This window comes from Rhizobium sp. Nf11,1, from assembly GCF_050587665.1.
In the GTDB taxonomy this organism is placed as follows: domain Bacteria; phylum Pseudomonadota; class Alphaproteobacteria; order Rhizobiales; family Rhizobiaceae; genus Rhizobium.
In genome coordinates this window covers 191,718-217,159 of the sequence record NZ_JBOBHU010000012.1, presented here as the reverse complement: position 1 = coordinate 217,159, position 25,442 = coordinate 191,718, and the positions used below count along the sequence as shown (strand labels likewise).

The window sequence follows — 25,442 nt, the reverse complement described above, 5'->3', positions numbered from 1 at the left end:
ACGGCGGGGAAACCCGCCGCTTCAGGAAAATCCGTCATGCACCGTCTACTGGATGGAGCCGACGGCCATTTCGTCGACCTGACGAGTCAATGTCAGGCCGATAACCGGGATCATCTGGCTCTCGACCTTGACCGACACGGTGACGTTCATCGTCTTGTCATCACGCACGCGGGCGATCATTGCGCCGTTCAGCTTGGCGCGGTTGATGCCCACCACGACGGTATCCTCGGTGACGGCGCCGGAGACAACGTCAAGACCCTTTCCGGCGGCGCCGTCGAGGAATTTTCCCTTGTAGGTGGAGCCCGACTGCGAGATGACGGCGCTCATCGGCTGCTTGAAGACGCCGACGCGGCAGGTGCCGTCGAGCTTGATGCCGGCAGTGCCGTCGCCAGTGGGTTCACCGGTCAGATTGCAGGTGAATTTCGTGCCCTTGTACTTGCCGGCGACGATCTCGCCGGGGCCCTTCCACGAGCCGGTGACGGATTCGAAGAAGGCCTTGTCGCGGGTTGCGGCCGCGGCTGCCGGAGCGACGTCTGCGACAGGAGACAATGCCGCGGCGGCGAGGCCGCATAAGAAGAGAAACTGGCGCGAATACATGGATTTTCCTTGGCAAACACCACTCACGAACTGGTGCCAAGTTTTGCCGAAGAATGGTTAATCCTTCGTTTCGATTGTGTCGAAATGCGAGGGATTGGATTTCTGTCATGCCGCGCGGATTTTAGGATCTGGCGGCTACAGTGTTGAATCTACTTAACGTCGCCAACTTCACCTGAGGGAAGGTGAGAGCTGCGGAATCGCCTCGTCAGTTAAGGATTGTTGCCGCGCGGCGACATTGAAGGTGTGAGATCGCCGATAAAATCGCCGATTCCCGGTCGCTTTACCGCGCGAAAGGCAAGTGGACGACAAAGATCCATCGCGGCGATTCCGATGCGAGCAGTCATCAGACCGTTGATCACGCCCTCGCCGAGTCGGGCCGATAGCTTTGAGGCCAGCCCGTGGCCGAGCACCTGCTGGACGAGACTGTCGCCGACAGCGATCGAGCCGGTGACGGCGAGGTGGGCCAGCACGTCACGCAGGAGGCGGAACATGCCGAGCGTGCCGGGGCGGCCTCCGTAGAGCTCGGCCATGGCGCGGATGAGGCGCACGGACTCGTAGAGCACATAAAGCAGATCGACGATCGCGCGCGGGCTGACGGCGGTGACGATCGAGACACGCTTGGAGGCGTTGACGATGAGCGCCCGCGCTTTGCGGTCGAGTGGGGCCAGCAGCTCGCGTTCGGCTAGGGCGATCAGATGCGGGGGGTCGATGACCTCACCCTCGGTCGCCTTCAGCGTCGCGCGTCCCTTCGATGTCTCGGGATTGGCCGCAAGAAGCGTAGTGAGGCGCGCAACGACGGCGCGCGCTTTCGCCGGCCGCGTTTCGAGGATCGCTGCCTCTGCTTCCGCCTTGATCGCCTGAACAGCGGCAAGGCGCATCATGCCCGCGGTTTCGCGGATGACGAGGGCGAGAACGGCGAGAATGCCGATCGCCAGCACGCCAAGAGCTGCATAGCCCAGCCAGTCGGCGCGGGTGAAGAGATCGCGGATCAGCCGGTCGGTCCAGAGGCCGATGCCGAGCGACAGCAGGATCCCGAAGGCGCTTAGTGCGATCTGGCCGAAGGAGGGGCGCCGCTTGCGCGGTGTTGCCACCGGCACTGCGCTCGCATCCTTGTCCGGATTGATGAAGGGATCCTCCTCGTCGGGCGTCAAGACGATGTCGTCCGAGAAGCTTTCCGGTCTGCGCCGGCCTTGCTGTTGCCGACCATTGTCGCGCGGCACGGCAGCCTCATCCTCATAGGCGAAGGCGGCGGGTGGGCGGTGCGGCAAATCGGAGGGGGGCTTACTCATGCGAGACGGTCTCCGAACAGGAACTGCATGGCGCGGTCAAGGCGGATATGCGGCACCGAGAGCTTGATGCCGCCGCCGGTCTCCTCGAGATGGGGTGGGCGGAATCTGACGACGTTAACGTCGGGCAGGATATCGGCGGTCTCGCCGGAAGCGATGCGGTCGAACAGGCTTTCCGGATCCCGCGGCAGGTCTCCGGGGAAGATCGCGGTCTTTCTCTGGCCGTCGAATCGTTCGCCGGCAATGGTTTCGCCCTCCATCGGCGTGCCGACGATGACAGGCAGTTCATGGCCGTCGCGTTTGACCGATGCCTCGCGCGTGGCGCGTACGGAGGCGAGCGCCATCACGTCGATGCCGGCTCCGGCCATGCCGATGCGGGCGATGGCGCGATCGACGAGGCGGCGGGTCAGCGCATCGAGCCGATCATGGCTCTCATGATGGAGATGGTCGGCCTTGGTTGCGGCGACCAGCACACGGTCGATGCGGCGCCCCAGCAGCGACGAGAGCAGCGAATTGGTGCCCGGGCGGAAACAGGCGAGCACGTCGGTCAGCGCGCGCTCGAGATCCTGGACGGCTTCGGGGCCGCGGTTCATGGCCTGCAGCGCGTCGACGAGCACGATCTGGCGGTCGAGCCGGGCGAAATGCTCGCGGAAAAATGGTTTGACGACGACGGATTTATAGGCCTCGTAACGCCGCTCCATCATCGTCCAGAGCGAGCCGCGATCGGGACGTGTGCCCGGCGGCAGGACGAGCGGGGCGAAAGTCAGCGCCGGCGAGCCGTCGAGATCGCCGGGTAGAAGCAAGCGTCCGGGCGGCAAGGTGGATAGCGAGCGCTCGTCGGCCTTGCAGGCCTTGAGGTAATCCGCAAAGGCGGTGGCAAGCGCGCGGGCAGCCATCTCGTCGGCGCCGGCATTTAGATCGGCGGCACGGGTCAGCGCCAACCATTGCCGCGACAGTTCGGAGCGCACGCCGATTTGCGCAAGCGCGATCGTTTCCTCGCTGAAGGTGCGGTAATCCTTGCCGAGCAGCGGCAGGTCGAGCAGCCATTCCCCTGGATAATCGACGATATCGATTGACAGCCGGCCGGGCGAGAACAGGCGGTTCCAGCCGCTGGCGCTCTGATAATCGAGCGTGATGCGCAGTTCGGAAATGGCGCGAGTGGAATCCGGCCAGACGCGATCCTTCACCAGCGCCCGGATATGATCCTCATATTGGAAACGGGGCACAGCGTCATCTGGCTGCGGCTCCAGCCGCACGGCTGAAACGCGCCCCGACTGCACCGGCTCGAACAGCGGCAGCCGGCCGCCATGCAGGAGATTGTGAACAAGCGAGGAGATGAAGACCGTCTTGCCGGAACGGGAGAGGCCGGTGACGCCGAGCCGCACGGTCGGATTGACGAGGCCGCTTGCCCTGTCGGCGAGATTATCAAACGCGATGCGCGCGTCGTCGGCGAGGGATGTCAGGCGTGGCGGCAAGGCGCAATTCCGGTTGATGACTGCCGGCAATATAGGAAGACTGCGTCGCCTGAAAAAGAAGCGCAGCGAAAGACTTCAGACGACGAGGAAATCGATAAGGCGCCAGCCGCTTGCGGAAGCGTCAAAATCGACAACGGCGAGGCCCGCCGTCGGAAAGCCGGCGGGAAGTGCGTTCACCATAGCCTCGTGGCCGATCAGCGCCTCAAGCGCCTGCTCGATCGTCGGGTTGTGGCCGATCAGCATGACGGCGGCCTTATCCTGCGCATCGACGATCTCGACATAGGTATCGACCGTGGCGTTGTAGAGCGCGTCGATGTAATTCACGTCCAGTGCCACACCCATCGCCCGATGGACGGCATCGGCGGTGTCGCGGCAGCGCAGCGCCGTCGAACTGATCAGAAGATCGGGACGGTAGCCCTTGTCGGCGGCTTTGTCGGCGATAACCTCGGCATCGCCGTAACCTTTTTCGTTGAGCGGCCGGTCGAAATCGCGCTGTCCGGGTTCTGCCCAGGCGGCCTCGGCATGACGCAGGAAATAGATGCGATTGGGCGGAGGCAGCGGTACGGTCATGGGCAAATCCAGGATCGGCGGGTCTTTTCAGTAGCGGTTGCGATCCTCCGCCGTCAACCGCCAGCCATGCCGCAACGGCCCAAAACGTGGCCGAAAACACGGCGTTTTGAAGAGGAGACGAAAATTGCGGCGGCGAATAATCATGAGAAAATAGTCCGTTAGCTGAAAATTGTAACAGATTTAAAAATCTGTTTAGCTGTCGTATTTGGCTTGAATCGCGGCTAGCGCTTGGGATATACACCCCGCCAGATGAGATGTTCTTCAGGAGAATCGCGTTGAGTGAGAAGATCGATCTTAGCAATTACGTTCCCTCGGAAGAGGAAGAATTCATGAACGTAAACCAGCGTGCCTACTTCAGGGCAAAGCTGGTCGCCTGGAAAAACGATATCCTTAGAGAAGCGCGCGAAACACTCGACCATCTGGCCGAGGAAAGCGCAAACCATCCCGATCTCGCCGACAGGGCGTCGTCGGAAACCGACCGGGCGATCGAACTTCGCGCCCGCGACCGGCAGAGAAAATTGATCTCCAAGATTGACGCGGCGCTGCAGCGCATCGAGGACGGCACCTACGGCTATTGCGAGGAAACCGGCGAACCGATCGGTCTCAAGCGTCTCGACGCCCGCCCGATCGCGACGCTGTCGATCGAGGCGCAGGAGCGCCACGAACGTCGCGAAAAGGTCTACCGCGACGAATGACCATCCCCATGCAGAGATGAGACAAATTCAGCGCCGCGATCCGATCGCGGCGCTTTTTGTTGAGCCATCTCCCGGCGTGTCGAAGAAGAGGTTACGGGCGAGCGTCGGTCGCCAGAGCTTTCCAGATTGGTTCCCGCTCCGCCTGCGTGGGGAGATCGATTGTGACGAGGGTGCCATTCATGATCCGCCGTCGCATGATGTCGGCCCGGTCGGGCTCTGTTCGACAGAGGCCCCGATCGTGAAGAGCCTGGAGGCGGGAGCGTGACATCTGCAACTCGCCGGCCAGCAGCCGATCCAGGCGTATGCTCGTTGGAAACGGAGCCGCCAGTTCGATTTCCAAGCTCGTCCAGCCTCCGGTCTCGTGCCGGATTTCCTTGGCGATGTCGAATTCGGCGAACTCGTCCACACGCTGTGACTTGCGCCGCAGCGCATCAAGATTGAAGGTTTCCGCCCGAATCCAGTCCGGGTCGTTGGACTGCAGCGCGTCGAGAATCATCGGATCTACGTCTCGAATATTCCGGCGTTCGAAGATCGGGCGGTTCCATGTCCTTTCGCAGATCAGGCATTTGTAAATCAGCCAGGCGTCGAGCTTGCGACCGTTGGCATTGAGCCGGACCTTGCCGCTGGATCGGAAAGGTCTGAGGCCCCCGCATCCACCGCAGGTAATCCATGGCTGGGGCGCCGTTTTGGGAGTGATGGTCCATCGGACCCGAAGTGTCTTGCACATATCGTCTTGGTCTTCCGTTCGGAAGTCCACCAAGATGGTGCATGAGAAAACCCTTGTGGGCGCGGTATGGCGATGTTGTGGGGCGGCTGAAGAGCTGAGACAGCGGAGCTGCACATGGCACATTGTAACAATGCCAAACCGGTCTCTCGCCACCACCCGATGAACATGTTCGCAAGCCGCCAGCGCGTCACTTGCGGCTACACGGGTGAAACTGGGGTGAGACCGGTATTTACTTAGGCAAAGTCTACCTCGGATGCGCCAATGCTCTTCAATCTGACCGATAGCAAATGATCGGCGTGATAGGGAGTCCCCAAGGCGTCGGCGAGGTGAAAGCCGCAGCATTGCGGCTTTTATGCAACTTAATGACGAAGCTAACGGATGACAACCGAGATGTAAGCGTTTGTCTTACTTGTCGCGATTGACGCTCATTTCGCCGAAGATGCGGGCGACTTCTTTCTGCAGGTCGGTGTCGGCACCGGTGATGGGGGCAAGCTCGGGATCACGGCGCGGCTGGTTGGCCGGCTGCGGTGCGGCCTGGCGAGGGGCCTGGTTTGCCGGGGCCGGCACGATCCGCTCGGCCGTCAGATTGTTCGACATTTCCTCTTCCAACACCCGTTGGAAATCACGGCGGATCGCCGCTGCCGATTGCGCAGCCGCATCATCCTCGGCCGTAGCGGCAGCGGTGCGCGGCGCCGGCATATCCGGGGCGGAGACCTCGGGCTCGATCCGCTGCTGCGGCAGCACGCGCTGGCGGGCGGCATCCAGGATTTCGGCGGCGCTTGCGGTATCCTGGAACGATGCCGGTTGCGCGCTGGCGGGAGCAGAGGGGCGCTCCGGGGTGCGCGGCTGGGGCGAGGCAGCGCGCAGGGGTTGGTCGCGTTCGGCCGATAGAGGTGCCGTCGCCGGTTCTGGCGGAAGAGGGCTGGTGGCCACCGGCGGCGGCATGGTGGGCGGGGCCTCGGGGCGCGGCCGCGGCTCCGACGCGGGCGCAGCGAAGGAGGGCTCGGTGGCCGGCTCGGCGCGGGGGGTGACCGGCGCACGGGCGGCGGAAACAGGCGGTGTTTCCGGCCGCGGGACTGCGGTCGGCCGCTCGGCGGCAGGCGCCGGGCGTGAGAGGCTTTCCGGCTGTTCGGACTTCTCCGGCAGGATGCGGCTTTCAATGACGATATCGGTCGGGCCACCGATCATGATAAGATGCTCGACATCATCTCGGCGCACCAGCACCAGCCGGCGGCGGGCGTCGACGGCTGCCGCATCCAGCACCTGCAGGCGGGGCTGACGGTTGCGGCCGCCGCGTACGAAGGGCGAAGGGGCGCGACCTCGCATCAGCCAGAGTGCGAGAATGAGCAGGAGGAGCGCCAGGCCGACGCCACCGGCCGCAAGCAGGAAACGGCTGCCATAGGCTGCGACAAGATCATCGAACATGGTCACTCACTCCATTTCACATTCGGCACATATTGACGACTTTTCCGTTCCTTAGGCAAGGGCAGCCGGTCCTGTCCAGCCACGCACGAACGCGTTTTCGTGTTATGCGCCGAATTGCAGCTGCCGGCTTCGCGAGGGCCGCTGCCGGAAGTATTCGGCGCAGATGGCGCTCTTGCCTGTGAATTCAAGCGGTCTTGCCGGCGACCGGTGTTTTTGCCGGCGTGGCAAATTGCTAAGAAGGAAAGAGCGCCTGATTCCCGCTTCTTGTTCGTGCTACGAGGTGGGAAAGGCTTATGCGAGGAATATATGACGAAACCGCGTCAGGTCGACGACTATAACGCACCGCTTGTGGATCGTGGGGGGCGTTCTGGCACGGTTTTGCGCATTCTTCTCCTGGCGCTCGTGCTGATTGCGGCCGCAGGGGCTTTTGTCGTCTTCAAGCGATCGCTCGACAACGAGATGGTGCTCGGCGGTCTCGGCGTTCTCGCCATGGTCGGCATCTTCTTCCTGGTATCTTCCGTTATCGGCTTCATCGAGGTGATGCCGCAGCGCCAGTCCGACAGCCTGGCGCGCGCCTTCCTCAACAGCCACCCGGACGGCACGCTGATCACCGACGAAAAGGGCCGCATCATCTATGCCAACGCCGCCTATGGCGCGCTCACCGGCGCGCGCAAGGCAACAGAAGTGCAGACGCTGGAAACGCTGCTGTCGCGGCACCGTGAATCCAACGAGGCGCTCTACCGGCTGATCAATGGTCTGCGCGAGGGCAAGGAGGGCCGGGAGGAATTCCGCCTGCTGCGCGCCGTCGGGCCCGGCAGCAACAGCTCGGGCGCGCATTGGTACCGGCTGAAGGTGCGGCTGCTGCAGCCGGAGGATGGTGGCGGCAAGCCGCTGCAGATCTGGCAGATCACTGACATCACCGCCGAACGCGACGATCAGGAGCGCTTCTTCAAGGAACTGCAGAATGCGATCGATTATCTCGACCACGCGCCGGCCGGCTTCTTCTCCGCCGGCAGGAAGGGCGAGATCTTCTACCTGAACGCGACGCTTGCAGAGTGGCTGGGCCTCGACCTAACCAAGTTCCTGCCGGGCTCGATGTCGATCGGCGACCTGGTGGCGGGCGAGGGGCTGGCGCTGATCCAGTCGGTGCAGGCCGAGCCCGGTCTGAAGAAGACCGTGACGCTGGATCTTGATCTGCGCAAGACCAACGGCCAGAGCCTGCCGGTGCAGATCATCCATAGCGTCACCTCAATGCGCGACGGCGCGCCCGGTGAAAGCCGGACGATCGTGCTGGCGCGCGAAAGAAGCAGCGAGAGCGGCCAGTCGGCTTCGGCGGCCGCCATGCGCTTTACCCGCTTTTTCAACAATACACCGATGGCAATCGCCTCGGTCGACGGCGACGGACGCATCCTGCGCACCAACGCGCCGTTCCTCAAGCTGTTCTCCGGCATCGTCTCGCGCGACGACCTGGAAAAGGCGCCACATCTGGAAACGATCGTGCAGGAGAGCGATCGGCCGCAACTGGCCGCGGCGCTGACGGCCGCCAAGGACCGGCAGAGCGACATCCCGCCGCTCGACACCCGCACGCCGACAGACGAGGCGCGCTATTTCCGCTTTTATGTCAACGCCGTTATCGACCAGAGCGACGAGGCGCCGGAAGAGGCGGCGATCGTCTATGCCGTCGAGGTGACCGAGCAGAAGGCGCTGGAAGCGCAGATGGCGCAGACGCAGAAGATGAACGCTGTCGGAACGCTGGCCGGCGGTATCGCTCATGATTTCAACAACGTCCTGACGGCGATCCTGCTTTCTTCCGATCACCTGCTGTTGCAGGCGCGTCCTTCCGATGCAAGCTTCGCGGACCTGATGGAGATCAAGCGCAACGCCAACCGCGCCGCGGTGCTGGTGCGCCAGTTGCTCGCCTTCTCACGCAAGCAGACCATGCGGCCCTCGGTTCTGAACCTCACCGATGTCGTCGGCGACCTGCGCATGCTGGTCGACCGGCTGCTCTCCGGCACCAATGTCAAGCTCGATGTGCAATATGGCCGCGATCTCTGGCCCGTCAAAACCGACCTTTCGCAATTCGAGCAGGTGCTGATCAATCTCTGTGTCAATGCGCGCGACGCCATGCCTGACGGCGGCACGCTGACGCTTCGCACCCGCAATTTGACCGCAGCCGAGGTCGCGGCCTTCAATTATTCCTACATGCCGGCCGAGGACATGGTGCTGGTCGAGGTGGCCGATACCGGTACAGGCATCGCGCCCGAGATCATGGACAAGATTTTCGAGCCCTTCTTCACCACCAAGGATGTTGGCAAGGGCACCGGACTTGGTCTCGCCATGGTCTACGGCATCGTCAAGCAATCGGGCGGCTACATCCAGCCGGAATCCGAAGTCGGCAAAGGCACGACCTTCCGGGTCTTCCTGCCGCGCCACATCCCAGAACCGGCGATTGCCGCGGAGGCGGGTTCGATCGACAACGCCATCAATGAAGTCCCAGCCGCGCCGGCGGTGGCCGCGCAGCAGCCGGAGGACCTGACCGGCTCGGCCGTCGTCCTTCTCGTCGAAGACGAGGAAGCGGTGCGCCGCGGCGGCAAGCGCATGCTGGAAACGCGCGGCTACACCGTGCATGAGGCTGGCTCGGGCGTCGAGGCGCTGAGCATCATGGAGGAGCTCGAGGGCAAGGTCGACATCGTCGTTTCCGACGTGGTGATGCCTGAAATGGACGGCCCGACGCTGCTGCGCGAGTTGCGTAAAAACTATCCCGACCTGAAATTCATCTTCGTTTCCGGCTATGCCGAGGACGCCTTCGCCCGCAATCTGCCGCCGGATGCGAAATTCGGGTTTTTGCCGAAACCGTTCTCGCTGAAGCAGCTTGCCGTGGTGGTGAAGGAAACGTTGGATAGCTGATTACGGCTTGATGGTTGCGGGGAGGCACACGGCCAACCCTCTCTGAAAATCCTCAAGCCGATAAAACGAACCCACCAATTACTCACCCAACGCCACGGCAATCTCTGCCGCAAGCCGCGCATTGTTTTCCACCAGCGCGATATTCGTCTTCAGGCTCTGGCCGTCCGTCAGGTCGAAAATGGTCGAGAGCAGATAGGGCGTCACCGCCTTGCCGGTGATTTCGTCGCGTTCGGCACTATCAAGCGCCCGCTCGATATAGATCTCCATCTCCTCACGCGCGATTTCGTCGGCTTCCGGCACCGGATTGGCGACGAGCATGCCGCCGTCGATGCCGAGCTGTTCGCGCACCGTCTGGAAATTGGCGATGGCCGCCGGGCTGTTCAGCGAGAGCGGGCTGCGGATACCCGATGAACGCGACCAGAAGGCGGGGAATTCTTCGCTCTCATAGGTGACGACAGGTACGCCGCGGGTCTCCAGCACTTCAAGCGTCTTTGGAATGTCAAGGATCGCCTTGGCGCCGGCGCAGACGACGATAACGCCGGTGCGCGCCAATTCCTCAAGATCGGCTGATATATCGAAGCTTTCCTCAGCGCCGCGATGCACGCCGCCGATACCGCCTGTGGCAAAGACACGAATGCCGGCGCGGGCCGCCGCGATCATCGTCGCAGCAACCGTCGTTGCGCCGGTGCGCCGTTCGGCGATCGCGAAGGCGAGATCGGCGCGTGACACCTTCATGACCTCCTTTGCCTTGGCAAGCTGCTCCAGTTGCGCGGCTTCAAGGCCGATATGAAGGGTGCCGTGGATGACCGCGATCGTCGCCGGCACCGCGCCCTGTTCGCGAATGATCGTCTCGACGCTGCGCGCCATTTCGATATTGCCGGGATAGGGCATGCCATGGGTGATGATGGTCGATTCCAGCGCCACCAGTGGCGCGCCGCGCTGCTTGGCGCTGGCGACGTCCTTCGAATAGGCGATCGGCAGAAGAGGGGAGATGGGCTTGGTCATGGTCTTGTCCTGTGATCGGCAGAGCATGATACCAAAAGCGTGGGCGGCTTTCGAAACGGCATCTTGCTCAACTCTTTAATTCAGCCGCTTCAATGCAGAATTCTGACCTTGGGAACAAGGGCAAGCGCCTCATTCAAGAGATCCGGAGTCAGATTTTCGTTGACGGCGTGCCGTGACTGCACCGTGAGCGCTGCCGCCGCCGCGCCGTAGCGAACGGCCTCCTCAAGCGGCAGGCCTGATATCAAGGCGGCGAGCGTGCCGGCGGCAAGGGAATCGCCGGCGCCGGTAACATCGAGGACGGTTTCGGCGATTGGCGGCTGCAGCGCCACGGCGCGGTCTTTGCAAATCGCAACGAGCTCGCGCCGTCCGCGGGTGACGACGGCGTTTCTGATGCCGATCTCATTCAGGAGCGGCGGCCAACCGCCCGAATCCTCCGGCTGCAAGCCGGTAACGGCAGCGGCTTCGGCCTCGTTCAGGAACAGATAGTCGATATCCCTAATACAGGGTTTCAGCCGGACCACCTTGGCCGGCGAGATGGCGATGGCCGCAACGGGTTTGGCCAGGGAGTTCGCCTTGGCGACGATCGCCGCGATTGTCTCTTCCGGCAGATTGGCGTCGACGAGAATGAAATCATGCGTGGCGAAGGCCTCGCGCACCCAGCGGATGGACAGGCGCCGCGGCACGAAGAAACGGTAGAGATCCATATCGGCGAGGGCGATCACGAGGTCGCCGTTCTTCTCGATGATCGCCGTATAGCTCGGTGTCTTGCGGTCGAGGAAGACGAAGGGCCGGTCGTCGATTCCGGCGAAATCGGCAGCTTCGCCGACCATTTCGCCGAAGGGATCGCCGCCGCGCGGCGAGATCATCGTCACGTGAAAACCCAGTCTTGCAAGGTTACGCGCCGCGTTGAAACCGCCGCCGCCCGGCTCCTCGAACCAGGTGCCGGGATTGCTGGCGCCTGGCGCCGTTTCGCCGGAGATGCGGCCACGCCTGTCGATATGGGCACCGCCGAGAACGAGGATCTTTTTCATCAACTTACCCGGGATCATAAAGTGCGAAGGGCGAATCGATGCTCTTTGCCCGGCTGCGGCAAAGCTTGCGCAGAGGGCCTAAGTCGTTGCTTTGCATCGATAAAACAAATGTAGAACACGGGCCGTTTTACCTTTTTCTTTCAAATGTTTGTGCGCCTATTGCGGGAATGGAACAAATAGGGTACAAACTCGACATTGCTTGAGCGGCTTCAATAACCTAAAGGTGGATCGGATGTCTCAGAATACATTGCGGCTGGTAGAGGACAAATCGGTGGACAAAAGCAAGGCGCTTGAAGCGGCACTCTCACAGATAGAGCGGTCGTTCGGCAAGGGCTCGATCATGAAACTCGGCTCCAACGAGAACGTCGTCGAGATCGAGACGGTTTCGACGGGCTCGCTTGGTCTCGATATCGCGCTCGGAATTGGCGGCTTGCCGAAGGGCCGCATCATTGAAATCTATGGGCCGGAAAGCTCGGGCAAAACAACGCTTGCGCTGCAGACCATTGCGGAATCGCAGAAGAAGGGCGGCATCTGCGCCTTCGTCGATGCCGAACACGCGCTCGATCCAGTCTATGCCCGTAAGCTTGGCGTCGATCTGCAGAATCTGCTGATCTCGCAGCCAGATACCGGAGAGCAGGCGCTCGAAATCACCGACACGCTGGTGCGCTCCGGCGCCGTCGACGTTCTCGTCGTCGACTCGGTCGCCGCGCTGACGCCGCGCGCCGAAATCGAAGGCGAGATGGGCGACAGCCTGCCGGGCATGCAGGCCCGCCTGATGAGCCAGGCGCTGCGCAAGCTGACTGCGTCGATCTCCAAGTCGAACTGCATGGTGATCTTCATCAACCAGATTCGCATGAAGATCGGCGTCATGTTCGGTTCTCCGGAAACGACGACGGGCGGCAATGCGCTGAAATTCTATGCCTCCGTGCGCCTCGACATTCGCCGTATCGGCTCGGTCAAGGAGCGCGAAGAGGTGGTCGGCAACCAGACCCGTGTCAAGGTCGTCAAGAACAAGATGGCGCCTCCCTTCAAGCAGGTCGAGTTCGACATCATGTACGGCGAAGGTGTGTCGAAGACAGGCGAACTCGTCGATCTCGGCGTCAAGGCCGGTATCGTCGAGAAGTCGGGCGCCTGGTTCTCCTATAACAGCCAGCGTCTCGGCCAGGGCCGCGAAAACGCCAAAACCTTCCTGCGCGACAATCCGGATCTCGCCCGCGAAATCGAGCTGGCGCTGCGCCAGAATGCCGGTCTGATCGCCGATCGTTTCCTGCAGAACGGCGGTCCGGATGCCGATGACGGCGATGCCGCCGCGGAAATGTAATTTTCGCGCTTGCACTTGATCCGATATCTCAGCCGGCTGCATTCCCTCATCAGAATGCGGCCGGTTTTGTTTGTCGGCTGGACAGTGGCGGAGGCGAACGTTAAAAGCCGATGGATTTGAATTTATCTGCCTACGGCAGCATTGAAGGGCATAGAATGAGCGGCGTAAACGACATCCGGTCGACCTTCCTCGACTATTTCAAGAAGAACGGCCACGAGATCGTTCCGTCCAGTCCGCTCGTGCCGCGCAACGACCCGACGCTGATGTTCACCAATGCCGGCATGGTGCAGTTCAAGAACGTCTTCACCGGCTTGGAAAAACGTCCTTATGCAACCGCGACAACCTCGCAGAAATGCGTGCGCGCCGGCGGCAAGCATAACGACCTCGACAATGTCGGCTATACCGCGCGTCACCTGACCTTCTTCGAGATGCTCGGCAATTTCTCCTTCGGCGACTATTTCAAGGAGAATGCGATCGAGCTGGCCTGGAAGCTCGTGACCGAAGGCTTTGACCTGCCGAAACATCGCCTGCTGGTGACCGTCTATTCCGAGGACGAGGAAGCAGCGGCTTTGTGGAAGAAGATCGCCGGTTTCTCCGACGACAAGATCATCCGCATCCCGACCTCCGACAATTTCTGGCAGATGGGCGATACCGGACCCTGCGGACCCTGCTCGGAAATCTTCATCGACCAGGGCGAGAATGTCTGGGGCGGCCCTCCCGGTTCGCCTGAGGAGGACGGCGACCGGTTCCTGGAATTCTGGAACCTGGTTTTCATGCAGTTCGAGCAGACCGAGCCGGGGGTTCGCAATCCGCTGCCGCGTCCGTCGATCGACACCGGCATGGGTCTGGAACGCATGGCCTGCATCCTTCAGGGCGTTCAGAGCGTCTTCGATACCGATCTTTTCCGCACGCTGACCGGCACAATCGAGGATACGATAGGAGTCAAGGCGGAAGGCAGCGCCAGCCACCGCGTCATCGCCGACCATCTGCGTTCCTCGGCCTTCCTGATTGCCGATGGGGTGCTGCCGTCGAATGAGGGCCGCGGCTATGTGCTGCGCCGTATCATGCGTCGCGCCATGCGGCACGCCCAGCTTCTCGGCGCCAAGGAGCCGCTGATGTATAAGCTGCTGCCGACGCTGGTGCAGGAGATGGGCCGCGCCTATCCGGAGCTCGTGCGGGCCGAGGCGCTGATCTCGGAGACGCTGAAGCTCGAAGAAGGTCGCTTCCGCAAGACGCTGGAGCGCGGCCTGTCGCTGCTGTCGGATGCGACCGCTGATCTCGGCAAGGGCGACATGCTGGATGGCGAGACCGCCTTCAAGCTTTACGACACCTACGGCTTCCCGCTCGACCTGACGCAAGACGCCCTGCGCGCTCGCGAGATCGGCGTCGACATAGCTGGTTTCACCGATGCCATGGAGCGCCAGAAGGCCGAAGCCCGGTCGCACTGGGCCGGCTCCGGCGAGAAGGCAACTGAAACCGTCTGGTTCGAGCTTAGGGAAAAGCATGGCGCAACCGAGTTCCTCGGTTACGACACAGAGAGTGCTGAAGGCGTGGTGCAGGCGATCGTCAAAGACAGTGCCGTGGCCGACGAAGCCAAGGCCGGCGACAAGGTGCAGATCGTCGTCAACCAGACGCCTTTCTATGGAGAATCCGGTGGCCAGATGGGCGATACCGGCGTCATCTCCTCTGACCACGGCAAGATCGAGATATCGGACACACAGAAGAAGGGCGAGGGCCTCTTCGTGCATTCCGGCACGGTCGTCGAAGGTGCATTCAAGACCGGCGATGCTGTCGTTCTGACTGTCGACCATGCCCGCCGTTCGCGCCTGCGCGCCAACCATTCGGCGACCCACCTGCTGCACGAGGCACTGCGCGAAGTGCTCGGCACCCATGTCGCGCAGAAGGGCTCGCTGGTTGCGCCCGAGCGTCTGCGCTTCGACGTTTCGCACCCCAAGCCGATGTCGGCCGAGGAGTTGAAGGTCGTCGAGGACATGGCAAACGAGATCGTTCTGCAGAATGCCCCCGTCACGACCCGCCTGATGAGCGTTGATGACGCGATCGCCGAAGGCGCAATGGCGCTCTTCGGCGAGAAATACGGCGATGAGGTCCGCGTCGTTTCGATGGGCACGGGTCTGCACGGCGCGAAGACCGACAAGCCTTACTCGGTCGAACTTTGCGGTGGTACGCATGTGTCGGCCACCGGCCAGATCGGACTCGTCCGTATTCTCGGCGAAAGTGCAGTCGGCGCCGGCGTCCGTCGTATCGAAGCCGTGACCGGTGAAACGGCGCGTGAATATCTTGCCGAGCAGGACGAGCGCGTAAAGACGCTCGCGGCGTCGCTCAAGGTGCAGCCGTCGGAAGTCCTGTCGCGCGTCGAAGCGCTTATCGACGAGCGCCGCAAGCTCGAGAGGGAATTGGCCGACGCCAAGCGTAAACTCGCCATGGGCGGCGGGCAGGGCAACTCGGCCGATGCCGTGCGCGAAGTTGCCGGCGTCAAGTTCCTCGGCAAGGCTATATCGGGCGTCGACCCCAAGGATCTGAAGGGCCTGGCCGACGACGGCAAGACCAGCATCGGCTCCGGCGTCGTCGCCCTCGTCGGCGTGTCCGACGACGGCAAGGCGAGCGCAGTGGTTGCGGTGACGTCGGATCTCGTTCAGCGCTACAGCGCTGTCGACCTCGTCCGCATCGCCTCGGCTGCTCTCGGCGGCAAGGGGGGCGGCGGCCGCCCCGACATGGCCCAGGCCGGCGGCCCCGACGGATCGAAGGCTGATGACGCCATAGAGGCCGTGGCTTTGGCGCTCGCCGGCTGATCATCAGATCTGCGGGATTTTCAAACGGCGGAGGCTCGGCTTCCGCCTTTTTTCGTTTCAGCTTCCGCAGCAGGTCCGCAGGATTTGTCAATTCGATATATGGTTGTCTGTGGTCATTCGGTTTTGCATAAGGCTTTGACATGAACGGCGGCACGGCATGGGCGCTTTACGAGACCCGTCTAAGACGGGTTTCGGCCTACATTCACGACCATCTCGATGAAGAACTGGATATGGAACGTCTGGCCGAGATCGCCTGTTTGTCGAGCTATCACTGGCACAGGATTTACCGGGCGATCTATGGCGAGACGCTGGCGGCCACCGTCAAGCGGCTCAGGCTGCATCGCGCCGCGGGCGAGATCGTCCGCACGGAGCTTGCCGTCAGTGATATTGCGAAGCGATCAGGCTATCCCAATCTCCAATCTTTCAACCGCATCTTCAAATCGGTCTATGGCATGCCGCCGGCGCGCTACCGGAAAGAGGGAAGCCATGCAGCGTTCCAACCCTCACCTAACGGAAAGTCCAAAGCCATGTTTGATGTTACCTTGCGGCAGATCGAGCCGATCGAACTGATCGGCGTCGCCCACACCGGTTCCTACATGCAGATCGGCAAAGCCTTCGAAACATTGTTCGGCACGCTTTACGCCCGCGGCCTTGCCAAGCCGGATATGCGGATGATCGGCGTCTATCTCGACGATCCCGACATCGTGCCGGCCGAAAAACTGCGCTCCATCGCCTGCGTCACCAGCACCCCAGGAGTTCCCACCGAAGCGCCGTTCGAGCGACATACGATCGAGGGTGGCAACTATGCCGTCCTGCGCCATAAGGGTCCTTATGCGGACATGTATAGGGCCTATCAGTGGCTTTATTCCGAATGGCTGTCGAACTCGGGACGACAGTTGAAGGACAGTGTCATGTTCGAGGAATATCTCAACAATCCGCGCGATGTGCCGCCGACAGAACTGATGACGGATATTCACATGCCGCTTGCCTGACGGCTGATCCCAGCGCGGCGTTCCGGACGTCGCGCCGGATTCACAGTCAGGCAGCCTGCATCGTCTTGCCGGCCTCGTCGTCCAATGCGTTCGCGCGTTTGTAGGCCTCGCGCTCGCTGATGCGGCCGAAATAGTCGATGAAGGCCTGGCGCTTCTCGATGCTGCCGAAACCCAGACCCCAGCCGATATGCGCACCGACATAGACGTCGGCGGCGGTAAAGCGCTCGCCGGTGACGTAGGTCGATTGGGAGACCGCCATCTCAAGTGTATTCATGACGTCGCCGAAACCGCCGCAACCGGCCATGCGTAGGCGTTCCGCAGGGATTTCGAAGCCGAGCGCCTTCATCGTCACCGCCGATTCCAGGGGGCCGGCAGCAAAGAACATCCAGCGGTAATAGCGGGCGCGTTCCTCCGGCCTCGGCGCCAGGCTCTTTTCCGGGAAAGTTTCTGCCAGATAGGCGCAGATCGCTGCACATTCGGTGACGACGGTGTCGCCGTGGCGGATTGCCGGCACTTTGCCCATCGGATTGACCCGAAGATATTCCGGCGCCTTCATGGTTTCGCCGAAAGTCAGCAGCTCGGTACGATAGGGCTGGCCGATCTCCTCCAGCATCCAACGCGCGATGCGGCCGCGCGACATCGGGTTCGTATAGAATACCAGCTCTTCGCTCATGACGTCCTCCTCGTGACGCTGTTGTGCGGAATCAATAGCGCGGCGAAGTCTTTGTGCAAGCCCGGAGCTAGAGCGCTTTGCGGTACTGGATGAAACCCGAGCGCTCGGCGATCCTGTCGTAGAGGCGCCGCGCGGTCGCATTGCTTTCATGAGTCATCCAGTAAAGCCTGCCGGCACCCGTTGAGCGGGCAAGCTCGGCGACGCCTTCGATCAGCGCGGCTCCGGTGCCGAGCCCGCGTTGACTGTTTTCGACATAGAGATCCTGCAGATAGCAGGTCCATTGCGGCAGCCAGCAGGACCGATGGAAGATGGCATGCACGATGCCGACGAGGCGGCCGTCTTCGTCGAAGGCGCCAAGCGCATGCATGGGTTCGTCGGGATCGTGGAAGCGAGCCCAGGTAAGATCGGTCGTCTCGGCCGGGATAACCACTTCGTAGAACCGCTGGTAAGCTGCCCATAACGGCTCCCAGGCGGCACGATCTGAAGGTTTGAGCGGGTGCACGGTCACCGTCATTTTCTCTCCCAAATGAAAACGGCGGGGAAATCCCCGCCGTTCAATGCTATTGCGAAAAGACGGGCTTACGCCATTGCCTTCTGCAGGTTCTGGTCGATCTTGTCGAGGAAAGCGGTGGTCGAGAGCCACGGCTGATCGGGGCCGATCAGCAGCGCCAGGTCCTTGGTCATGAAGCCGGATTCGACGGTGTCGACGCAGACCTTTTCCAGCGTCGAGGCGAACTTGGCAAGTTCGGCATTGTCGTCGAGCTTGGCGCGGTGCGCGAGGCCGCGGGTCCAGGCGAAGATCGACGCGATCGAATTCGTCGAGGTTTCCTGGCCCTTCTGGTGCTGGCGGTAGTGGCGGGTGACCGTGCCATGAGCCGCTTCGGCTTCGACCGTCTTGCCGTCGGGCGTCAGCAGAACCGAGGTCATCAGGCCGAGCGAGCCGAAGCCCTGGGCGACGGTATCGGACTGAACATCGCCGTCATAATTCTTGCAGGCCCAGACATAACCGCCGGACCACTTCAGGGCCGAAGCGACCATGTCGTCGATCAGGCGGTGTTCGTAAGTGATGCCGGCTTCCTTGAACTGATCCTTGAATTCGGTCTCGTAGACTTCCTCGAAGATGTCCTTGAAGCGGCCGTCATAGGCCTTGAGGATGGTGTTCTTGGTCGAAAGATAGACCGGCCACTTGCGCATCAGGCCGTACATCATCGAGGCGCGGGCGAATTCGCGGATCGATTCATCAAGGTTGTACATGGCCATGGCAACCCCGGCGCCCGGCGCGTTGAAGACTTCCTTTTCGATGACGGTGCCGTCTTCGCCGACGAACTTGATCGTCAGCTTACCCTTGCCGGGGAATTTGAAGTCGGTGGCGCGATACTGGTCGCCGAATGCATGGCGGCCGACGACGATCGGCTGCGTCCAGCCGGGAACGAGGCGCGGTACGTTGCGGCAAATGATCGGCTCGCGGAAGATGACGCCGCCGAGGATGTTGCGGATCGTGCCGTTCGGGCTCTTCCACATTTCCTTGAGGTTGAATTCCTTCACGCGGGCTTCATCAGGCGTAATGGTCGCGCACTTGATGCCGACACCGTACTTCTTGATGGCGTTGGCGGCGTCGACCGTGACCTGGTCGTTGGTGGCGTCGCGATTTTCGACCGAGAGGTCGTAATAGTCGATGTCGAGGTCGAGATACGGATGGATCAGCTTATCCTTGATGAGCTGCCAGATGATGCGCGTCATTTCATCGCCGTCGAGATCGGCGACGGGATTAGCGACCTTGATCTTCTTCATGTATCTGCCTCGTTAAGCTTGGAAGGGGATATTGTCCCGGCTGGGTGATGTAATCCGGAGCGCTATAGCATTGTGAGCCGGGAACGCAAAGCTGCAACGGGCAGGGACATGACGTTTTTGCCTCCATTGCCAAGTGCTGGAAAATGGCTACCCTCCGCCGCCTGAGCCCCGAGTCCCGGACATTTACCATGAAGAAGATCGCCGTTCTGTTTGCCGGCCTGCTTGCCGCCGGGTCTGCCGCACCTGGCCTCTCGCTTGCAGCTGACGCGGCTGCGCCGGTGAAGGAAATCATGAAGGACATGCAGACGAACTGGGCGAGCGACGCCAGCGACTGGATCGATGTCTTCGAGGAAAGCATGCTCGGCCGGCTCTACAGCAAGGATTTCAGCGACAAGTACAAAGCAGCCGCTCAGAACCCCGCTGCGGACGAGGATGGCATTTCTCCCTTCGACTATGACGTGATCGTCAACGGGCAGGATGCCTGCCCGCTGCAGGATCTCTCTATCGAAAACGGCCAGCCGGCAAACGGCACGACAGAGGTGACTGTGAAATTCAAGGCAGCGACTTGCCTGGAAGGCGCCCCCAACAGAGATGACTTTACGACGGTGCGTTTCGAGGTAATCGAGGAGAATGGCAAATCCGTCGTCGACGACATCATGGTTCAGGGTGAGGAGGGGCAGGGGCCGATCTCGCTCAAGGCTACCATGGCGCAGATTGCCAACGGCCAGTAAGCGAGACATTCGAGCGGCGGTTTGATTTCCGCTCCCGCGGCGGTATCTTTCGATCGTCATGGCATGAGGGGCTCATGCATTTGTCTTCCAAGTTTCAGTTCCGCGACTGGCTGCTTGCCAACGATCCGGCGCTGTCACGCCTTCACATGGCGACGCGGGTGACATTGACGATCGTCCTTTCGGTCTTGATCCTGCTTGCCATCCAGGCGCTGATCGCACCACTGCCGAGGGCCGCCTTCGGCCTCGGTATCGTTCTGTCGATCGAGGGCGGGGTGGCTGTGCGCGACAAGGGCAATTCGCGCCAACTGGTGACGCGGCTTCTCGGTTGTGGCGCAAGCATTGCAGTTGTGGGCATCGCGGCCGGGCTGGAGGATCACCGATTTTTCTCCGATCTCGTCTTTCTGGCAGTGATCGCGCTGGCGTCAGCCGCACGGGTGTTCGGGCCCCGCGGCTTTGCGATCGGCATGTTCGCTTTCACCTCCTATTTCATGGGCGCCTATTTCCAGCCGTCGTTTGCCGAGCTGCCTGAAGTGGCGTTCGGTCCTATTGTCGCGGTGCTTGTCGGCCATGTGGTGAGGGCGGTGCTGCTGCCGGACGATTGGCGGCGCGATCTGCTGCGCTCGCTCGAAAGCGTCCGCGGCCGGATCAACCAGATCCTCTTCAAGCTTGCTGCCCTTGCCGGCGGCGATGTCGGCGACGACGACCGGCAGGAGCTGCGCCAACTGGAAGATCGGCTGAAGGAGGCGGTGCTGATGGCCGAGACCTTCATCCCGCGTCCGCCCGGGGGCGTGTTCGACGGCGCCGCAGATCCGGCCGCGGAGCTGGCGATCCGGCTCTTCGATGCCCATCTTGCCGCTGAAAGCGCAATCGTGCTGAGCGTTCAGAGCCCGCCGCCCTTTGCACTCGTCCACGCAGTGATCGAAGCGGATACGGCGGAGCTGGCAAGATATGAGGGTATGGCCGACGCCATCAAGGATCAGCCGCAGGGTGAAACCATGCGGGCGCTTCTCTGGCTCGGTGAGGCGCGGCAGCAACTGAGCGAAGTGATCAACCAGGGTCAGGCCCACTTTTTTTCCAGTATCGATGCGGCCGAGGACACTGGACAATCCCCGGTGGTCGATTTTTCGTTGGCCAACCCGCTGCTGAGAGCAGCGTTGCAGATCACGATCGCCGCGGCGATCGCCATGAGTTTCGGCCTGCTTTTGTCGCGCGAGCGTTGGTTCTGGGCAGTGCTTGCCTCCTTTCTGGTCTTCACCAACACCAATTCGCGTGGTGATACGGCGATGAAGGCGCTGTCGCGTTCACTCGGCACCGTGCTCGGAATTGCCATGGGCCTCGTGCTTGCAACGCTCATTTCAGGCCAGTCGGCGATCGCCATTCCAGTCGCGGTCATCTGCATCTTCCTCGCCTTTTATTTCCTGCAGGTTTCCTACGCGACGATGACCTTCTTCATCTCGATCGTGCTATGTCTGGTCTACGGCATGACCGGTGTGCTGACGCTCGATCTCCTGAAGCTGCGTATCGGCGAGACCATGATTGGGGCGGCGGCCGGAACGGCGGTCGCTTTCCTCGTTTTCCCCACCCGCACGCGCGGCGCGCTCGATACGGCGCTCGACCGCTGGTTCCTAGCGCTGCGCGCCCTGCTCGATGCGATCGGCGAGGGCAAGAGCGGCTTCGAGCTGATCGCCCTGTCGCAGAGGATCGATGCCTGCTACCGCGATGTGACGGTGGCAGCCCGCCCGCTCGGCTCCTCCTGGTCGGTGGTGACGCGGCCGGGCCAAATCCGCCAAACGCTGGCGATCTTCCTCTCCTGCACCTATTGGGCACGCATCCTGGCGAAGAATTACGAAGCGACGGCTGTCACTGATCAGGAGAAGCTGATCGCTGCGGATCTGGCGCTGATCGCTGATGCGGCGCCACGCGGCTCTGCTTGTTTCTTCATCAAGCGCAAGGCGTCGCGAACGACGGGAAGGCATTTGCTGGTGTCGCGCGAGGGCGCCAGGATGGGGCTCGAAATGATCGGTTCGGCGCTGGAGAGGCTCTATCCGCAGCCTGACGTCTTGCCGTTTGCGCCGGGCGAGGCTATTGCGCGCTCGAAACAGGGATAAGAGCATGGCAGGCACAAACAGCGAGCGTCAACTTTTGGCCGAGGGACCGGCCATCATTCTGGTCGAGCCGCAGATGGGCGAAAATATCGGCATGGTGGCGCGCGCCATGGCGAACTTCGGCCTTGCGGAACTGCGCCTCGTCAATCCGCGCGACGGCTGGCCAAACGAGAAGGCGCAGGCGACTGCCTCCAAGGCCGATCACGTGATAGAAGCGACGAAGGTCTATGACACGCTGGAGCAAGCGATCGCCGACCTCAATTTCGTGTATGCGACGACGGCGCGCAGCCGCGACAACTACAAGCCGGTGCGCTCACCGGTTTTTGCCGCGCAGACGCTGCGCACAAGGTTCCGGGCAGGCGAGGCAACAGGTATTCTTTTCGGCCGCGAGCGTTGGGGCCTGACCAATGAGGAAGTGGCGCTGGCGGACGAGATCGTGACCTTTCCGGTCAATCCCGCCTTTGCCTCGCTGAATATTGCTCAGGCCGTGCTTCTGATGTCCTATGAATGGATGAAGTCCGGCATGGAAGATCTGGAGGCCGTGCCGTTCCAAGCGATCGAGCAGCGGCCTTCCACCAAGGAGCAGCTCTTCGGCCTGTTCGACCAGCTGGAAGCAGCGCTCGATTCGCGCAACTATTTCCATCCGCCCTCGAAAAAGCCGAAAATGGTCGACAACCTTCGCGCTGTTCTCTCCCGCCGGGCCTTCACCGAACAGGAAATCAGCGTGTTGCGCGGCGTTATCTCCTCCCTCGATCGCTTTTCGCGTAACACTCCGCGCAAAGGCGGTTCCACCAGATCCGGCAAGGAAGCGCCAACCGATGACAGCGCCGACCAATGAGCTGAAGCCCGTCCTCGTCTTCGATTCAGGCATAGGCGGGCTGACCGTGCTGCGCGAGGCGCGTGTCCTGATGCCGGAGCGGGGCTTCATCTATGTCGCCGACGATGCCGGCTTTCCCTATGGTGGTTGGGAAGAGCAGGCGCTGAAGGAGCGCATCATCGGGCTCTTCGGCAAGCTGCTTCAGGAGCACGATCCCGAAGTCTGCATTATAGCCTGCAACACCGCCTTCACGCTCGTCGGCGCCGAACTGCGCGCGGCCTTTCCTCAGATGACCTTCGTCGGCACCGTACCGGCGATCAAACCGGCGGCGGAGCGGACGCGTTCGGGCCTGGTCTCGGTGCTGGCAACCCCGGGTACCGTGAAGCGAGCCTATACGCGCGACCTCATTCAGTCCTTCGCGCAGCAATGTCATGTGCGTCTTGTCGGCTCGGAAAACCTTGCCCGCATGGCCGAAGCCTATATTCGCGGCGACGCCGTATCCGACGAGGCCGTGCTCGCCGAGATCGACCAGTGCTTCGTCGAGAAAGAGGGTCACAAGACCGATATCGTGGTGCTTGCCTGCACGCACTATCCCTTCATGGCAAACCTCTTCCGCCGGCTTGCACCCTGGCCGGTCGACTGGCTCGATCCGGCCGAGGCAATCGCGCGCCGCGCCCGCACGCTGGTGCCGCTGATTGCCGATGCCGTGCATCCGGATAATTTCGACTTTGCACTCTTCACATCAGGCAATCCCGATTTTGCCACGCGGCGGCTGATGCAGGGATTCGGCTTGAGGGCATGAGCGGAATTGTCCTGTGGGTTGGCGAAATCCGGCCCTGAAAATCAGCAGATTCTTTGATAGACGGGGCGCTGCCGTTTCGGAAGAATGGCACTTCATTCATGTGAGTCTCTTCGCCGCGAGGATCAGCATTGCAGGTTGGCATCGATATGGGATTGGCGTCCGGCGCTCCGGCGACGCTCGATATCGAGGAGCTGCTGGCGACCCGTCTGCTCGTGCAAGGCAATTCAGGCTCCGGCAAATCGCATCTCCTGCGCCGCCTGCTCGAGCAATCCGCCCAATGGGTGCAGCAGGTCATCATCGATCCCGAGGGTGATTTCGTCACGCTTTCAGACAGGTTCGGTCATATCGTCGTTGACGGCGAACGCACCGAGGCGGAACTGGCAGGCATCGCCAACCGCATCCGCCAGCATCGCGTTTCCTGCGTTCTGACGCTCGAAGGCCTGGATATCGAGCAGCAGATGCGAGCTGCCGCTGCCTTCCTCAACGGCATGTTCGATGCCGATCGCGAATATTGGTATCCCGTTCTGGTCGTCGTGGATGAGGCGCAGATGTTTGCGCCGTCGGTTGGCGGTGACGTCTCGGAAGATGCGCGCAAGATGTCCTTGGGCGCGATGACCAACCTGATGTGCCGCGGCCGCAAGCGCGGTCTTGCCGGGGTGATCGCGACGCAGCGGCTCGCCAAGCTCGCAAAGAATGTCGCGGCCGAAGCTTCGAACTTCCTGATGGGCCGCACATTCCTCGATATCGACATGGCGCGCGCCGCCGATCTGCTCGGCATGGACCGGCGCCAGGCGGAAATGTTCCGGGATCTGAAGCGCGGCAATTTCGTCGCCCTCGGGCCGGCCCTGTCGCGCCGGCCGCTGCCGATCCAGATCGGCGCGGTGGAGACCTCGGCGCGCTCATCGAGCCCCAAGCTGATGCCGCTGCCGGATGCGCCGCAGGATGTCGAAGACCTGATCTTCACGCCCGACCCGGAGGAGTTCCAGCGCCCTCTCGTGCGCCGCGCGCCGCCGGCGCCGCGGCCGACGACCGATATCCTGGCGGAACTCTCGCGCTCGACGCCGGCCGCATCCCCAGTGCCGGTGGAGGCGAGGGCGAGCCAGGCGGAGATCTCCCCCGAGGAACGGGAGGAGCGCCTGGCCGGCGTGCTTGCCGAAATTCTTGACGATCCCGCATCCGGCTTTCGCACCGACTCCGTACTCTACCAGGATTTTCTCGTCCGGCTGCGCATGCGTCGTGTTCCGGGACCGCCGATCGCGCTGCCGGATTTTCGAAGGCGCGTGGCGATCTCCCGCTCCGGAGTCGATGCGGCGACGGCCGGAACGGAGGCCTGGGCAACGGCACTGTCGCTATCGGCGCGAGTCACCGACGACCTGCAGGGCGTCTTCCTGATGCTCGCCAAGGCCGCGGTCTGCGATGAGCCGTGCCCGTCGGACGCACGCATCGCCCGCGCCTATGGCACCCATTCCGCACGCCGCGCCCGCCGTTTGCTCGGCTATTTCGAGGAGCAGGGCATCGTGGTCGTGCATACGGATTTTTCCGGCAAGCGCATCGTCGCTTTCCCCGACATGAACTGCCAGACGGCGCCTGGCGACGCAAACGCGCCGGATACGGGCGATCAGCCTCTGGCTGCGGAATAGTAGCCTTACCGCGCTTCGGCGCTGTTGACATTTTCATGACGG

The 25,442-nt window shown here is 62.0% G+C and carries 21 protein-coding genes; 10 read left to right on the top strand and 11 right to left on the bottom strand.

The features are described from left to right. Positions 1–45: 45 nt before the first annotated feature. The 4 genes from ACQ7C1_RS19410 to ACQ7C1_RS19395 all read right to left on the bottom strand — a co-directional run bounded on the left by ACQ7C1_RS19410 (position 46) and on the right by ACQ7C1_RS19395 (position 3,928). Positions 46–597 (bottom strand): hypothetical protein, encoded by a 552-nt coding sequence (locus ACQ7C1_RS19410; RefSeq protein ID WP_430959477.1) that lies wholly within the window; start codon positions 595–597, stop codon positions 46–48. A gap of 209 nt (positions 598–806) precedes the next feature. Beyond that, positions 807–1,886 carry a YcjF family protein gene (locus ACQ7C1_RS19405; protein ID WP_183700222.1) on the bottom strand — a complete coding sequence of 360 codons (1,080 nt, stop codon included), beginning with the start codon at positions 1,884–1,886 and terminating at the stop codon, positions 807–809. After that, a complete protein-coding gene (locus ACQ7C1_RS19400; RefSeq protein WP_183700224.1) occupies positions 1,883–3,358 on the bottom strand; it encodes a YcjX family protein in 1,476 nt (491 codons plus the stop codon). Before ACQ7C1_RS19400 ends, ACQ7C1_RS19405 begins: the two co-directional genes overlap by 4 nt. Positions 3,359–3,433: 75 nt before the next feature. After that, entirely contained in the window at positions 3,434–3,928 is a 495-nt protein-coding gene (locus ACQ7C1_RS19395) for a SixA phosphatase family protein (protein WP_430959476.1), read from the bottom strand. Between the two features lie 275 nt (positions 3,929–4,203). Between ACQ7C1_RS19395 and dksA the strand changes: the two genes are divergently transcribed. After that, positions 4,204–4,623, top strand: a complete 420-nt coding sequence (gene dksA, locus ACQ7C1_RS19390; RefSeq protein ID WP_008525884.1) for an RNA polymerase-binding protein DksA — start codon at positions 4,204–4,206, stop codon at positions 4,621–4,623. Positions 4,624–4,714: 91 nt separating this feature from the next. Here dksA and ACQ7C1_RS19385 read toward each other — a convergent pair whose 3' ends face one another. Both ACQ7C1_RS19385 and ACQ7C1_RS19380 read right to left on the bottom strand, forming a co-directional pair. Next, positions 4,715–5,350: a DUF1062 domain-containing protein gene (locus ACQ7C1_RS19385; protein WP_430959481.1), complete on the bottom strand. Its 636-nt coding sequence runs from the start codon at positions 5,348–5,350 to the stop codon at positions 4,715–4,717. 405 nt (positions 5,351–5,755) lie between these two features. Next, positions 5,756–6,775 (bottom strand): flagellar biosynthetic protein FliO, encoded by a 1,020-nt coding sequence (locus ACQ7C1_RS19380; protein ID WP_430959475.1) that lies wholly within the window; start codon positions 6,773–6,775, stop codon positions 5,756–5,758. A gap of 306 nt (positions 6,776–7,081) precedes the next feature. Between ACQ7C1_RS19380 and cckA the strand changes: the two genes are divergently transcribed. Further along, on the top strand, positions 7,082–9,682 hold the full coding sequence (cckA, locus tag ACQ7C1_RS19375) for a cell cycle histidine kinase CckA (RefSeq protein ID WP_430959474.1): 2,601 nt from the start codon (positions 7,082–7,084) through the stop codon (positions 9,680–9,682). A gap of 78 nt (positions 9,683–9,760) precedes the next feature. Here cckA and ACQ7C1_RS19370 read toward each other — a convergent pair whose 3' ends face one another. Both ACQ7C1_RS19370 and ACQ7C1_RS19365 read right to left on the bottom strand, forming a co-directional pair. Beyond that, positions 9,761–10,687: a pseudouridine-5'-phosphate glycosidase gene (locus tag ACQ7C1_RS19370; RefSeq protein WP_430959473.1), complete on the bottom strand. Its 927-nt coding sequence runs from the start codon at positions 10,685–10,687 to the stop codon at positions 9,761–9,763. A gap of 89 nt (positions 10,688–10,776) precedes the next feature. Then, entirely contained in the window at positions 10,777–11,721 is a 945-nt protein-coding gene (locus tag ACQ7C1_RS19365; RefSeq protein WP_430959472.1) for a carbohydrate kinase family protein, read from the bottom strand. Positions 11,722–11,950: 229 nt separating this feature from the next. Here ACQ7C1_RS19365 and recA point away from each other — a divergent pair, with 229 nt between their 5' ends. The 3 genes from recA (at position 11,951) to ACQ7C1_RS19350 (ending at position 16,841) form a co-directional block, all read left to right on the top strand. Next, positions 11,951–13,039: a recombinase RecA gene (gene recA / locus ACQ7C1_RS19360; protein WP_085780083.1), complete on the top strand. Its 1,089-nt coding sequence runs from the start codon at positions 11,951–11,953 to the stop codon at positions 13,037–13,039. Positions 13,040–13,194: 155 nt separating this feature from the next. Continuing rightward, positions 13,195–15,849 carry an alanine--tRNA ligase gene (alaS, locus tag ACQ7C1_RS19355; RefSeq protein WP_430959471.1) on the top strand — a complete coding sequence of 885 codons (2,655 nt, stop codon included), beginning with the start codon at positions 13,195–13,197 and terminating at the stop codon, positions 15,847–15,849. Between the two features lie 140 nt (positions 15,850–15,989). Then, positions 15,990–16,841 (top strand): AraC family transcriptional regulator, encoded by an 852-nt coding sequence (locus ACQ7C1_RS19350; RefSeq protein ID WP_430959470.1) that lies wholly within the window; start codon positions 15,990–15,992, stop codon positions 16,839–16,841. A gap of 46 nt (positions 16,842–16,887) precedes the next feature. Here the strand turns inward: ACQ7C1_RS19350 and ACQ7C1_RS19345 are convergent, their stop codons facing one another. The 3 genes from ACQ7C1_RS19345 to ACQ7C1_RS19335 all read right to left on the bottom strand — a co-directional run bounded on the left by ACQ7C1_RS19345 (position 16,888) and on the right by ACQ7C1_RS19335 (position 19,305). Further along, entirely contained in the window at positions 16,888–17,514 is a 627-nt protein-coding gene (locus tag ACQ7C1_RS19345) for a glutathione S-transferase family protein (RefSeq protein WP_085778342.1), read from the bottom strand. A gap of 67 nt (positions 17,515–17,581) precedes the next feature. Next, positions 17,582–18,028, bottom strand: coding sequence for a GNAT family N-acetyltransferase (locus ACQ7C1_RS19340; RefSeq protein WP_085778341.1), 447 nt, complete (start codon positions 18,026–18,028; stop codon positions 17,582–17,584). A 65-nt stretch (positions 18,029–18,093) separates the two neighbouring features. Further along, a complete protein-coding gene (locus ACQ7C1_RS19335; protein WP_020921416.1) occupies positions 18,094–19,305 on the bottom strand; it encodes an NADP-dependent isocitrate dehydrogenase in 1,212 nt (403 codons plus the stop codon). A gap of 188 nt (positions 19,306–19,493) precedes the next feature. Here ACQ7C1_RS19335 and ACQ7C1_RS19330 point away from each other — a divergent pair, with 188 nt between their 5' ends. The 5 genes from ACQ7C1_RS19330 to ACQ7C1_RS19310 all read left to right on the top strand — a co-directional run bounded on the left by ACQ7C1_RS19330 (position 19,494) and on the right by ACQ7C1_RS19310 (position 25,400). Beyond that, complete coding sequence (locus ACQ7C1_RS19330) at positions 19,494–20,036, top strand: hypothetical protein (RefSeq protein ID WP_430959469.1); 543 nt, start codon at positions 19,494–19,496, stop codon at positions 20,034–20,036. 74 nt (positions 20,037–20,110) lie between these two features. Then, positions 20,111–22,144, top strand: coding sequence for an FUSC family protein (locus tag ACQ7C1_RS19325; protein WP_430959468.1), 2,034 nt, complete (start codon positions 20,111–20,113; stop codon positions 22,142–22,144). Between the two features lie 4 nt (positions 22,145–22,148). Further along, positions 22,149–22,979, top strand: coding sequence for an RNA methyltransferase (locus tag ACQ7C1_RS19320; RefSeq protein ID WP_430959467.1), 831 nt, complete (start codon positions 22,149–22,151; stop codon positions 22,977–22,979). Next, on the top strand, positions 22,960–23,760 hold the full coding sequence (murI, locus tag ACQ7C1_RS19315) for a glutamate racemase (protein ID WP_430959466.1): 801 nt from the start codon (positions 22,960–22,962) through the stop codon (positions 23,758–23,760). The genes ACQ7C1_RS19320 and murI overlap by 20 nt, the downstream gene beginning before the upstream one ends. A gap of 128 nt (positions 23,761–23,888) precedes the next feature. Then, a complete protein-coding gene (locus ACQ7C1_RS19310) occupies positions 23,889–25,400 on the top strand; it encodes a helicase HerA domain-containing protein (RefSeq protein ID WP_430959465.1) in 1,512 nt (503 codons plus the stop codon). Positions 25,401–25,442: the final 42 nt, after the last annotated feature.

Bases quoted from the DNA above. Each gene is read 5' to 3' on its own strand.
- ACQ7C1_RS19410 (WP_430959477.1), bottom strand. From the start codon at position 597: ATGTATTCGCGCCAGTTTCTCTTCTTATGCGGCCTCGCCGCCGCGGCA.
- ACQ7C1_RS19405 (WP_183700222.1), bottom strand. From the start codon at position 1,886: ATGAGTAAGCCCCCCTCCGATTTGCCGCACCGCCCACCCGCCGCCTTC.
- ACQ7C1_RS19395 (WP_430959476.1), bottom strand. From the start codon at position 3,928: ATGACCGTACCGCTGCCTCCGCCCAATCGCATCTATTTCCTGCGTCAT.
- ACQ7C1_RS19385 (WP_430959481.1), bottom strand. From the start codon at position 5,350: ATGTGCAAGACACTTCGGGTCCGATGGACCATCACTCCCAAAACGGCG.
- ACQ7C1_RS19380 (WP_430959475.1), bottom strand. From the start codon at position 6,775: ATGTTCGATGATCTTGTCGCAGCCTATGGCAGCCGTTTCCTGCTTGCG.
- cckA (WP_430959474.1), top strand. From the start codon at position 7,082: ATGACGAAACCGCGTCAGGTCGACGACTATAACGCACCGCTTGTGGAT.
- ACQ7C1_RS19370 (WP_430959473.1), bottom strand. From the start codon at position 10,687: ATGACCAAGCCCATCTCCCCTCTTCTGCCGATCGCCTATTCGAAGGAC.
- recA (WP_085780083.1), top strand. From the start codon at position 11,951: ATGTCTCAGAATACATTGCGGCTGGTAGAGGACAAATCGGTGGACAAA.
- alaS (WP_430959471.1), top strand. From the start codon at position 13,195: ATGAGCGGCGTAAACGACATCCGGTCGACCTTCCTCGACTATTTCAAG.
- ACQ7C1_RS19350 (WP_430959470.1), top strand. From the start codon at position 15,990: ATGAACGGCGGCACGGCATGGGCGCTTTACGAGACCCGTCTAAGACGG.
- ACQ7C1_RS19345 (WP_085778342.1), bottom strand. From the start codon at position 17,514: ATGAGCGAAGAGCTGGTATTCTATACGAACCCGATGTCGCGCGGCCGC.
- ACQ7C1_RS19340 (WP_085778341.1), bottom strand. From the start codon at position 18,028: ATGACGGTGACCGTGCACCCGCTCAAACCTTCAGATCGTGCCGCCTGG.
- ACQ7C1_RS19335 (WP_020921416.1), bottom strand. From the start codon at position 19,305: ATGAAGAAGATCAAGGTCGCTAATCCCGTCGCCGATCTCGACGGCGAT.
- ACQ7C1_RS19330 (WP_430959469.1), top strand. From the start codon at position 19,494: ATGAAGAAGATCGCCGTTCTGTTTGCCGGCCTGCTTGCCGCCGGGTCT.
- ACQ7C1_RS19325 (WP_430959468.1), top strand. From the start codon at position 20,111: ATGCATTTGTCTTCCAAGTTTCAGTTCCGCGACTGGCTGCTTGCCAAC.
- ACQ7C1_RS19320 (WP_430959467.1), top strand. From the start codon at position 22,149: ATGGCAGGCACAAACAGCGAGCGTCAACTTTTGGCCGAGGGACCGGCC.
- murI (WP_430959466.1), top strand. From the start codon at position 22,960: ATGACAGCGCCGACCAATGAGCTGAAGCCCGTCCTCGTCTTCGATTCA.